Source organism: Niveispirillum sp. FG156, assembly GCF_057809555.1.
Genome location: NZ_JBMDKE010000001.1, coordinates 253,448 through 264,816, shown reverse-complemented (window position 1 = coordinate 264,816; position 11,369 = coordinate 253,448). Strand labels below are relative to the sequence as shown.

The following is an 11,369-nucleotide window of genomic DNA, read 5'->3' as shown; positions in this document are numbered from 1 at the left end:
GATAACTGGGAATTATGACGAAATCAAAGCATGTTTTCTTTCTTATGAATCATGTCTTTATGGGGCTATTATTCTGCGCCAGTTACGGGATTATTACCTCAATATTGACTTATTACGTTTACGGTGAAGATATTTTCAAGGCTTATGTTAGGCTTTTCTTTAAAGACTACAATGGAATTCTTGTGGGCGGACCCATTTTGAGCACATTCATACTTGTATATAAATCGCAGGACGTAATACCAAGCATAATATCCAAAAACTTCAAGGAAATAGAACGCTACAATTCAGAGTACAAAGAAAATAGGAGGCGATTTTTTGCAATGGGACGTTCCATATCGTTCTCTGCCACGTTCATTATTGTAGGTTTCTGCATACAGTACATATCGCAGTTTCCAATAAATGGAATTCCAATGTATTTTTTGATATTTTATGGATCCGCTCAATATGGGCTGGGCGTTTATGTGGGACGAAAGCTATTCTACATAGCGCAAATTCTACAATCCATAGAAAACATGGATGCTGACGAGGACTTGTTTTCAGAAGATAGATTAGGACTGATACCTATTTACATAAATTCCATAACAACTCTTACAGTGGTTTTCGTCTACATTCAAGTTTACACTTATTATAATGGACCTTTTCTATATAAGAACATATTGGGAGACTCCTTGAAAATACTTCATCTTCTTCCAGCTATATTAGCCACTCCTGTCATCCTGATTTTTAATTTCTTCCCACGATCTGTATTGAGGGGCGTATACTCCAGATCAATTTCAAAGAAAATCAAGAGAATTAAGTTTCTTTTAAGGAATTCAGAGACAACAGAGTATGAGAGACTTTCCTACATTATCGAATACGACAAAGCTCTACAAGAAGAGTTGAAACACAGACTAAAGATAAATCTAAGTGATCTTCCAATGGCCTTGGCAAGTATTATTGCCTTGGCGGCAATTATCTTTAATTAGAATAAAAATGGCAAAGAAATAAACATCTGAATTTTCATCAGGTGCAAAATTACAAACCTATATTTATTTAATGCCCAGTTATAAGTAAAAATTAATTGCATTACCATTAGCACTGATATCGAATAAATCTCTATGTCATTACCCACATTCAGCGCTAATAAAAAAATCGCGATATACTGGCCTGAAAATGCGTAAAAAGAGCAAACTTTGTCACCCAGTATGTTTGCCAACGTTCTTTTGTCGCCGCCCATGTCCTGCACGTCCATTAATGCTTCTCTACCAAACATAAACAAAAATACTCCCATTGAAACCGTTGGGCTGATGGGGTGCGAATTTATATTTTGACTAATCAAAATAAGTAGAATTGTTGTGGTAGATACATATATGCCCTTAAGGCTTGGGTACTCTGATACAAAATAGTTATAATTAGTCATTAAAACGGCGAAAATTAAGTATGCCATCCAGTACGGTCTACAAAATTCATGAATTGATGTAAATAATCCCAAAAATAGACAAATAAAATACAGCGTCATTGCTGAATTTTGACTTATTGACCCTGTAACAAGTGGTCTTGTTGGGTGCGAAACTCGATCTTTATCTATATCCGATATGTCATTAATTATAAATCCACCGAAGGCGAAAAATAGTATTGGCAAAGATACAACAGCTGATTTATCTATTTCACCACTTTTTAAATATGTTGGGATAAAAACCCCCATTGACCCAAGAAAACTTGAGTCTAGTCGGCCCAGTCGGAGTATATCTAATAGCTTTGATTTCGTCATAATTCCCAGTTATCACCCCACCCTCCCCAGCGTATCGGCGGCCAGCACCACCTTCTTCAGGCGTTCGTCGCTGACATGGGTATAGATCTCGGTCGTGGCGATGGAGCGGTGGCCCAGGAGGCGTTGGACGAAGCGGATGTCGACGCCGGCTTCCAGGAGGCTGGTGGCGGCGGAGTGGCGGAGCATGTGGGGGGTGATACGGCGGGTCAGGCCGGCGGATTGGGCAAGGCGGCGCAGGTGGCGGCGGACCCAGTCGGTGGTTATGGCCAATCCACCCGCCGCCGTCAGCAGTGGGTCCGTGCCAACAGCACCCTGTGTACGACGCTGGCGGAGCAAAAGGGTCAGGTCGGCCACCACACTATCCGCCGTCAGGAAGACCTGACGTTCGCGATCCCCCTTGCCACGCACCCGGAGGGTCCGCGCCTCCAGATCGATATCATCCTGGCGCAGGGCAACCAACTCCCCTACCCGCATGCCGGTGGTGAACATCAGCTTCACCGCCAGGTTCAGAACGGGCGAGGCCAGATCGGCGGCGCGCAGCAGGCCGCGCAGCTCCGGTGCCGTCAGACAGCGCGGCAGGCGCTTGGGCAGGCGGATGCGGATTTCAGCGCGACGGAAGGGCGAGACGCGGATCAGGCGGCGACGTTCGGCCCAGACCATGAGGGCTCGCAGGCAGGCAAGGCGCCGCTTCACCGTAGCTGGGGCCAGACCCCGGGCCTTACCCAGCCATTCTGCATAAGCACTGAGCCCCGCCACCGTCGTCACCACGCCGGAGGATGGCAGGGCCAGATAGCGCGTGACCTCCGCCAGATCCTGACCATAGGCGCGCAAGGTGTTGGTGGACAGGTTCCGTCCTGCCTGACAATGCGCAAGAAATGTCTCAATCGCAGCTGCCATATCCATGGTCCAATCCTCTCCTGATTTCTGGGATCAGGGTTGGAAGGCCGTGCCTTGGGCCTGGCTGTCAATTAAGGTCGAAAATCTTCGTCAAGTATGACGCCCATGACGCGATTTCATGACGCTCGTTAAATGAAGGCCTTCGATCTGCATTTACTGACACACGGTTCGATTGTTCAATTAACCATAATGGCGCCGAACATGTCTTACAGGCCGCTATGTTGAACTCTGGGTCCCGACAAGACTCGGTGGAAACACCTCCAGGATCAGGGCACGGGTGCCCCCTCCCCCAACCCCAGCATCTGCATCATGCCCGCCGGTTGCACCAGCAGGTCGGCCAGGGTGACCTCATCCAGCACCGCCAGAAAGGCGGCCAGGGCCTTGCCCAACACCTTTTGCAGGCGGCAGTCGCTGGTGATGGGGCAGGTGTTCCCCGTCTCAAAACATTCCACCAGCGACATGTCATTTTCCAGTTGCCGCACCAGGGCGCCCAGATTGATCTCCGCCGGCGGACGGCCCAGCGCCATGCCGCCATTGCGGCCCCGAACGGTGCGCACATGGCCCAGCCGGCCCAGTTCGTTGACGATCTTGGTCAGGTGGTTTTCGGAAATGGCGTAGCGGTTGGCGATCTCGGGGATCGTGGACAGGCCCTCGCGCTTCATCCCCAGATAAAGCAGCACGCGCAATCCGTAATCGGTGTAGCGGGTCAGCCGCATCGCCCCATCCCCCCTTGATCAGAACGCTTTCCATGCCATCCGCGCCCACGCGAGGACAAGCCTTGGCGGCGAGAGGGCTGACATGCCTGCGCCTGAAACAAAAGATACATTGAAAATATTGCTTTTCAAGGTCAGGCGCGTTAAGAGGCTTTTCAGATGCATCTTTACCGTCCTGACCCCCTGTGAAGCGAGAGCCTGATGCTGTCCGCCCAAACCATCGCCATCGTGAAATCCACCGCCCCCGTCATGCATCAGCATGGGGAAGCGATCACCCGGCACATGTATGACAAGCTGCTGCGCGATCCGGCCATCCGGGCCATTTTCGACCCCACGCATCAGCGCAATGGCACCCAGGCCCGCGCCCTTGCCGGGGCCGTTGCCGCCTATGCCGACAATATCGACAATCTGGCGGCCCTGGGCCCGGCGGTGGAGCGTATCGCGCAACGCCATGTCAGCCTGCATGTGCAGCCCTATCATTATGACATTGTCGGCACCAACCTGCTGGGTTCCGTCGCGGAAGTGCTGGGCAGTGCCGCCACGCCCGCCATCCTGCATGCCTGGACCGAGGCCTGGATGGCGCTGCGTGATATCTTCATCGGTGTCGAACAGGCCAAGTACCGCGACAGCGCCGGTGCGCCCGGCGGCTGGTACGGATGGCGCCGGTTCAAGGTGGTGGAGGCCGTGACGGAAAGCCAGGTGATCCGCAGCCTGTATCTGGAGCCGGAGGATGGCGGTGCCATCCTGTCCTTCCGCCCTGGCCAGTACTTGACCCTGCGCCTCGACGTGCCGGGCCATGGATCGCTGCTACGCCATTACAGCCTGTCGGGCGCGCCCAATGCCCGCTCCTACCGTATCTCCGTGAAGCATGAGACGGCACCAGAGGCGAGCGTTCCCGACGGTCTGGGCTCCAGCTTCCTGCACCGTCATCTGTCGGTCGGCGATGTGGTGGAAGTGGCACCGCCGGCAGGCAGCTTCACCGCGCCGAACGGGAACAAGCCCTTGTTCCTGCTGGCCGGCGGGGTCGGCATCACGCCGATGCTGTCCATCGCGGAAGCAGAACTGGCCGCCGCGACAACGCGCCCGCTGCACCTGTTCCAGGCCGTGCGCGACCGTGCCCATCACGCCTTCGGCCCCCGCCTACGCGATCTGGCACGCACCCATGCCAACCTGTCCGTCGGCATCTTTTATGAGCAGGTGGCAGAAGGTGACCGGATCGGCACCGACCATGACATGGCGGGCCGCATCGACCCCGCGGCCATCGCCGCCCTGCCCCAGGCCCATGACGCCGACTTCATGGTCTGCGGCCCCAAAGGCTTCATGGCCGCCATGATCAAGGGTTTGCGGGCCGCTGGGGTGCCGGCGGACCGGATTCGCTATGAGTTCTTCGGCTCGCATGAAGAAGAACTACTTGACTGAGGCGAATTCGCCTCAAAAGCACGCGTGCTTAAAAGTAAGAAGCCGCAGTTTTCCTTTGCCCACGGTGTCAGCAGACGCCGTGGGCCTTTTTTATTCACGCGCCTGCATTTGAGGCATATTGCCGACGTTAACAGGTTATGACAGCGTCACGATACGGTAAGTGCGCAACACCAAAGCTGCGCCCCGATAAGAAGAACGCGTGGGAGGAGTTACATAATGTTCAGCCATACCAGCGGACGCAGTGCGTCCGGCCGTCACCCGCTTGCCTTGTCCATCCTGCTGTGCGGCGCCGCCGCCATCGCCATGCCCGCCATGGCGCAGCAGGCCCCCGCCCCTTCTTCCGGCGCCATGCTGGAGGAAATCATCGTCTCCGCCCGTAAGCGCGACGAAACCCTGAAGGACGTCCCCTTCTCCATCAACGCCATGAGCGCGGATTCGATGAAGGATGCCGGCGCCACCAATATCGAGGACGTGTCGCGCAGCATCGTGGGCCTGTCGATCCAGAATCTGGGTCCGGGACAGAGCCAGGTGGCCATCCGCGGCATTTCCGCCGGTCAGATCGTGCGTGACCAGCCGGGCGTGAAGGAACAGGTCGGCGTCTATCTGGACGAATCGGTGATCTCGCTGTCGCTGTTCACCCCCGATCTGGACCTGTACGACCTGAGCCGCGTCGAAGTGCTGCGCGGGCCGCAGGGCACGCTCTATGGCTCCGGCTCGCTGTCGGGTACCATCCGCTACATCACCAACAAGCCGGCACAGGGCACCCAGGAAGGCACCACCGAACTGTCGATCGAACAGATCGATGGCGGCGGCACCGGGTACAGCGCCAAGGCCATGGTCAATGTCCCCGTCACCGACACGCTGGCCCTACGCGCCGTCGGCTATGGGACCCGCTATGCCGGCTTCATCGATGCGATCCAGCCCAATGGCAGCGTGAAGAAGGACGTGAATGACGGCTTCCGCACGGGCCTGCGCCTGTCGCTGGGCTGGCAGCCGACCGAGAATGTCACCATCACCCCGCGCGTCGTCTATCAGGAGATCGAGGCCAACGGCTTCAACCGCGAAGATGAGTTCAACATCCTGGCCAACGAACTGGTGACCACGGGCAACCGCCTGTTCCAGTTCGGCAAGCGCCAGCAGTTCACGCAGTTGGAAGAGAAGTTCAAAGACAAGTTCATGCTGGCCGATCTGACGGTTGAGGTCGATCTCGGCGCCGTCACGGCCACGTCGGTCACCTCGGTCACCGACCGCAACCTGCTGGTCTATCGCGATGCCTCGCAGCTGACCGGCTCCATCACAGGTCAGCCGGGCGTGCTGTCGGCCACCGGCCTGTCGAAGCAGGTCTATACCCTGGACACCCCGCTGTCGGACGAAACCGACGTGAAGGTGTTCACGCAGGAAGCCCGCCTTGCCTCCAACGGCGATGGCCCGTTCCAGTGGGTGGCCGGCGCCTTCTATTCCAAGATCGACCGCAAATACGCCCAGACCCTGAATGTTGACGGGTTCGAAGCGATCACCGGCATCGACAGCAACGGCCCGAACGCCCAGAACGGGCTGGACGAGCTGTACTGGTCCCGCATCCCGTATGATTTCAAGCAGGTCGCCCTGTTCGGTGAAGGTTCCTATGACCTGACCGAACAGCTGTCGGCCACGCTGGGCCTGCGTTATTTCGATTTCAAGGAAAAGCGCACCCTGAATTTCGACGGTATCTTCGCCGACCGCGCCCAGGGCGTGAAGGGTGAGACCAGCAGCAACGGCTTCTCCCCGCGCGCCATCCTGTCCTATGACGCCACGGAGGACGTGACCGTCAATGCGCAGGTGTCGAAGGGCTTCCGTCTGGGCGGTATCAACGATCCGCTGAACGTGCCGCTCTGTTCCGCCGCCGACCGCACCACCTTCGGCGGGCGTAACAATTTCGGCAATGAAAGCGTTTGGAACTATGAAATGGGTGCGAAAGTGAGCTTCGGCGGTGGCCGTGGTTCGCTGAACATCGCCGGTTACTACACCGACATTTCCAACCTTCAGGTCACGCTGGACGCCGGCACCTGCTCCTCGCGCATCGTCTTCAACGCCGATGCCCGTACGCGCGGTACCGAGGCGGAGTTCAGCTATCAGCTGACCGACGCGTTCAACCTGTCGCTGTCGGGTTCGTTCAACGATAGCGAGTTCACGGAAACCGTGACCTCACAGGCGGCAGCCGGTGGTGCCGCCAGCGTCGTGGGCGGTATCAAGAAGGGCAACCGCCTGCCCACCGTCCCGCGCTATCAGTTCAGCGCGCAGACCAAGTGGGAAGATGATATCGGCAACGACCTGATGGGCTTCGCCATCGCGACGTTCCAGCATATCGGCTCGCGCTTCACCCAGGCGGTGGATCAGGACCCGGCAGCCGTCGGCACCTTCAACCGCATCCCGATCGGCAGCCAGCCGGGCACGGCCTTCAGCTTCGATCCGAAGCTGCCTTCCTATAGCAGCATCAATCTGCGCTTCGGCGTGAAGAAGGACGAGTGGGAGATGGCCGGCTACGTCAACAACCTGTTTGACGAGAATGCCAAACTGTCGCTGGACCGCGAACGCGGCTTCCGCGCCCGCGTGGCCTATCAGGTCGCCAAGCCCCGGACGTTTGGCGCGCAGGTCAGCACCAAGTTCTAAAACGCCGTCCTTCATAGCCAGATGACAAAGAAAACCCCCGACGGAAGCGATTCCGCCGGGGGTTGGTCATTGGGGGACCCAGTTGAACGGGGGGCAAAAAGGGGAGGATAGAAACGGGGTCAGTGATGCCGCTCCTGATCCGCCGCCAGATGGCGCCGGTTTTTCTGGGCCTGCGCCTTCTGTTTATCGGTCGGCGTGGGCAGGATGCTCTGATCCTGGCCGGTGCCATCGGTGCGCGAGGGCGGCTTGGCCGTCACGCGCTGTTCGGATGCGACCGGGTCGCTGGCCGGAAAGCTATTGTCCAGATCGCGGTCCAGTTCCCGTTCGGTGGGCTGGCGCGGCTGTTTGGACGTGATGGGATATTGGGTCTGGTCTGGCATGTCTTCCTCCCGGTGGGGATGCTGATCACATCCAATAGGGCGGGACGTTGTAGTAGGTGGAAACCGGCTCCCGCCAGCGGCGGTCATCGGCACCCAGTTCCTGCTCGGAATATGAAGGCGCGCTTTCCAGCCGAGCCCGGTCCAGCGGCACCACATAACCGCCCATGTCCGGATCATATTTCAGCACCGACCAGGGCAGCGGGTGATAGCGCTCGCCAATGCCGAGGAAGCCGCCGAACGCCATGATGGCATAGGCGACATTGCCCGTGCGCTTGTTCAGCATCACGTCCTCGACATGGCCGATCTTGTCACCATTGACGCCGTAGACATTGGTGCCATTCACCTTGCCGGCGCTGATGCAGGTGTTGGTCTCGCTGCGTGCGACATTGCTGATGGCCATGATGGGGATCCTTCCTGTCGGGGTTGTCAGAATGGAAACACCCGAGACAAGGGAAAGGTTCCAATCAGGTCACAGGTTTGACGTAGCGTTGACAAAAGAAAACCCCGGTGCGGCGGGCACCGGGGTTTGTAAAGCGCATGGGTTTCAGGGTTGATCAGCCGCCCTGCTGCGCCATCTGCTCGTCCCGCTGCCGGGCCTTTTCAGCCCGTGCATTATAGATGCCGGCGCAGATGATACCGATGGCCACGATGGTTACCACGATGGTGGCCAGGGCATTCACCTTGGGCGACAGACCCAGGCGCACCGACGAGAACACGATCTGCGGCAGGGTGGTGGAGCCGGGCCCGGACACGAAGCTGGTGATCACCAGATCATCCAGCGACAGGGTAAAGGCCAGCAACCAGCCCGACACGATGGCCGGCGCGATCAGCGGCAGGGTGATCACGAAGAACACTTTTGCGGGACGCGCCCCCAGATCCATCGCCGCCTCTTCCAGGCTGGCATCCATGGAGACCAGCCGCGACTGCACCACCACCGTCACAAAGGCCATGGTGAAGGTGATATGGGCCAGCACGATGGTCAGCGTGCCGCGCCCGATCGACCAGCCGAAGATCGGCTCGATGATCTGATCGATGCTGACAAACAGCAGCAGCAGCGACAGGCCCATGATCACTTCCGGCATGACCAGCGGGGCCGATACCATGCCGGAGAACAGGGCGCGGCCCTTGAACGCGCCGAACCGCGCCAGCATCATGCCCGCCAGCGTGCCCAGCACCACGGCAAAGCTGGCGGAAATGAAGGCCACGCGCACCGACAGCCAGGCCGCCGACAGCAGCTGTTCATCGCGCATCAGTTCGCCATACCAGCGGAAGGAGAATTCCGACCAGACGGCGACCGACCGGTTGTCGTTGAAGGAAAGCACGATCAGCAGAATGATCGGGATATACAGGAACAGCAGGCCCGTGATCAGGCCGAAGCGCAGGAACCAGGATTTCGGCATTACGGGTGCCCCCCCTGCTTACCCTGCACGTTCTGGAAGATCATGATCGGCACGACCAGGAACAGCAGCAAGGCGACCGCCACGGCGGATGCCAGCGGCCAGTCACGGTTATTGAAGAATTCCGTCCACAAGGTACGCCCGATCATCAGCGTATCAGGCCCGCCCAGCAGTTCCGGGATCACGAATTCACCGGTAGCCGGAATGAAGACCAGCAGCGCGCCTGCAACCATGCCGGGGATCGACAGTGGCAGGGTGATGGACAAAAACGCCTTCCAGGGCGGGCAACCCAGATCGGCCGCCGCCTCCAGCAGGGTATTGTCCAGCTTCTCCAAGGTCGAATAGAGCGGCAGGATCATGAAGGGCAGGTAGGAATAGGTGATGCCGATATAGGTGGCGACGGGCGTATAGAGGATCTGCAGCGGCTCATTGATGATGCCCAGCCACATCAGCACATTGTTCAGCACACCGTTGTTGGACAGGATGCCGATCCAGGCATAGACGCGGATCAGGAAGCTGGTCCAAAACGGCAGGATCACCAGCATCAGTAAGGGTGCGCGCCATTTCGGATCGGCCTTGGCGATGGCATAGGCGACCGGATAGCCCAGCAGCAGACAGCAGAGGGTGGAGATGAAGGCGATCTTCAGGCTGTTCAGATAGGCGACGATGTAGAGATCGTCGGTCACCATATAATGAAAATTATAGAAGGTGACGGTGATCTGGTACTTCAGCTCCTCCACATTCTCGATCAACGAGGTGAAGGGCGGGATCGCCATCTGGCTTTCGGCCAGCGCGATCTTCAGCACGATCAGGAACGGCACCAGAAAGAACAGCAGCAGCCAGGCATAGGGTACGGACACCACCAGTGCCCGGCCCGACAGGCCCACCCGCTGCAACAGGCCCAGAAAGCCCGTATGGCGCATTTCGCTTTGAACCGTTTCGGCCATGGGTCAGCCCCCCTTCCCGTCCGGTCAGTTGGTCAGGACGCTGCCGGCGAACGGTCGCCAGGACAGGTACACCCGGTCTTCCCAGGTAATGGGCATTTCGGTGCGGCGCGTCACCATCGGCGCCGTCACACGCACCCGCTTGCCGGTATCCAGCAGGATTTCATAGATGGAAACGTCACCCAGATAGGCGATTTCCTTGACCACGCCCGTCGCCTGATTGCGGCCATCGCTGCCCGCCGGCGCATCCTTGGAGATGGTCACCTTCTCCGGCCGTACCGCGACCCAGCATTCGGTGCCGGGCGCCAGATGGCCGGGATGGGAGACATAGAGGTCGCAATTCGCCTCGTCAGAGCGGATCAGGGAATGGTCGGGCTCAGACTCCAGAACGCGGCCATGGAACATGTTGACCGACCCGATGAATTCCGCCGTCATCCGGCTGTTGGGATATTCATAGATCTCGGTCGGGGTGCCGATCTGTGCGATATAGCCGCGATTCATGACCGCGATGCGCGACGACATGGTCATCGCCTCTTCCTGGTCATGGGTCACGACCACGAAGGTGATGCCCACCTTTTCCTGAATGTTCACCAGTTCGAACTGCGTCTGTTCGCGCAGCTTCTTGTCCAGCGCGCCCAGCGGCTCATCCAGCAGCAGCAGCTTGGGCCGCTTCACCAGGGCGCGGGCCAGGGCCACGCGCTGCCGCTGTCCGCCTGAAAGCTGATGCGGCTTGCGCTTGCCGAACTGTCCCAGTTGCACAAGGTTCAGGGCGTCGGCCACCCGTTCCTTGATCTCTGCCGCCGGCACCTTGTCCTGATGCAGGCCGAAGGCGATGTTGGCCTCCACGCTCATATGCGGGAACAAGGCGTAGGATTGGAACATCATGTTCACGGGCCGCTCATAGGGCGGCACGTTGGACATGTCGACACCGTCGATGAATATCTTGCCCTCGGTCGGGCGTTCAAACCCGGCCAGCATGCGCAGCAAGGTGGTCTTACCGGAACCGGAACCGCCCAGAAGCGAGAAGAATTCGCCGCGATAGATCGACAAGGAAACATCATCGACGGCGGTGAAGTCGCCGAACTTCTTCGTCACCTTCTCGATGCGGACATAGGGCTTCTCATTCGGGTCCCGCCAAGGTTCCAGCTTGGTCTGGGTCCGCGAGGGCTGCGCAGTAGCCATGTCCGTATATGTCCCTGTCCGTTTGGCGATATCGGTAG

Annotated in this window: 11 protein-coding genes; 3 read left to right on the top strand and 8 right to left on the bottom strand. The window is 58.0% G+C overall.

Features of this window, described 5'->3' with window-relative positions:
- Window positions 1-44 precede the first annotated feature (44 nt).
- Complete coding sequence (locus ACODSP_RS01250; RefSeq protein ID WP_488963812.1) at window positions 45-965, top strand: hypothetical protein; 921 nt, start codon at window positions 45-47, stop codon at window positions 963-965.
- Here ACODSP_RS01250 and ACODSP_RS01245 read toward each other — a convergent pair.
- The 3 genes from ACODSP_RS01245 to ACODSP_RS01235 all read right to left on the bottom strand — a co-directional run bounded on the left by ACODSP_RS01245 (window position 962) and on the right by ACODSP_RS01235 (window position 3,363).
- Window positions 962-1,750, bottom strand: coding sequence for a UbiA family prenyltransferase (locus ACODSP_RS01245; protein ID WP_488963811.1), 789 nt, complete (start codon window positions 1,748-1,750; stop codon window positions 962-964). The genes ACODSP_RS01250 and ACODSP_RS01245 overlap by 4 nt on opposite strands.
- A 12-nt stretch (window positions 1,751-1,762) precedes the next feature.
- A complete protein-coding gene (locus tag ACODSP_RS01240) occupies window positions 1,763-2,653 on the bottom strand; it encodes a tyrosine-type recombinase/integrase (protein WP_488963810.1) in 891 nt (296 codons plus the stop codon).
- Window positions 2,654-2,913: 260 nt separating this feature from the next.
- Window positions 2,914-3,363, bottom strand: a complete 450-nt coding sequence (locus tag ACODSP_RS01235) for an RrF2 family transcriptional regulator (RefSeq protein ID WP_488963809.1) — start codon at window positions 3,361-3,363, stop codon at window positions 2,914-2,916.
- A 198-nt stretch (window positions 3,364-3,561) separates the two neighbouring features.
- On the opposite strand from ACODSP_RS01235, the gene hmpA reads away from it, so the two are divergent.
- Together hmpA and ACODSP_RS01225 are read left to right on the top strand one after the other, a co-directional pair.
- On the top strand, window positions 3,562-4,779 hold the full coding sequence (gene hmpA / locus ACODSP_RS01230) for an NO-inducible flavohemoprotein (RefSeq protein ID WP_488963808.1): 1,218 nt from the start codon (window positions 3,562-3,564) through the stop codon (window positions 4,777-4,779).
- A 216-nt stretch (window positions 4,780-4,995) separates the two neighbouring features.
- The gene (locus ACODSP_RS01225; protein WP_488963807.1) at window positions 4,996-7,428 is read left to right on the top strand and encodes a TonB-dependent receptor; all 2,433 of its coding nucleotides are present in this window, start codon (window positions 4,996-4,998) and stop codon (window positions 7,426-7,428) included.
- Window positions 7,429-7,547: 119 nt separating this feature from the next.
- On the opposite strand, the gene ACODSP_RS01220 is transcribed toward ACODSP_RS01225, so the two are convergent.
- The 5 genes from ACODSP_RS01220 to ACODSP_RS01200 form a co-directional block, all read right to left on the bottom strand.
- Complete coding sequence (locus tag ACODSP_RS01220) at window positions 7,548-7,808, bottom strand: hypothetical protein (RefSeq protein WP_488963806.1); 261 nt, start codon at window positions 7,806-7,808, stop codon at window positions 7,548-7,550.
- A gap of 25 nt (window positions 7,809-7,833) precedes the next feature.
- Window positions 7,834-8,208 carry a PRC-barrel domain-containing protein gene (locus ACODSP_RS01215; RefSeq protein WP_488963805.1) on the bottom strand — a complete coding sequence of 125 codons (375 nt, stop codon included), beginning with the start codon at window positions 8,206-8,208 and terminating at the stop codon, window positions 7,834-7,836.
- A 154-nt stretch (window positions 8,209-8,362) separates the two neighbouring features.
- Window positions 8,363-9,208 carry an ABC transporter permease subunit gene (locus ACODSP_RS01210; RefSeq protein ID WP_488963804.1) on the bottom strand — a complete coding sequence of 282 codons (846 nt, stop codon included), beginning with the start codon at window positions 9,206-9,208 and terminating at the stop codon, window positions 8,363-8,365.
- The gene (locus ACODSP_RS01205; RefSeq protein WP_488963803.1) at window positions 9,208-10,152 is read right to left on the bottom strand and encodes an ABC transporter permease subunit; all 945 of its coding nucleotides are present in this window, start codon (window positions 10,150-10,152) and stop codon (window positions 9,208-9,210) included. The genes ACODSP_RS01210 and ACODSP_RS01205 overlap by 1 nt, the downstream gene beginning before the upstream one ends.
- A 24-nt stretch (window positions 10,153-10,176) precedes the next feature.
- Window positions 10,177-11,331: an ABC transporter ATP-binding protein gene (locus tag ACODSP_RS01200; protein WP_488963802.1), complete on the bottom strand. Its 1,155-nt coding sequence runs from the start codon at window positions 11,329-11,331 to the stop codon at window positions 10,177-10,179.
- Window positions 11,332-11,369 lie beyond the last annotated feature (38 nt).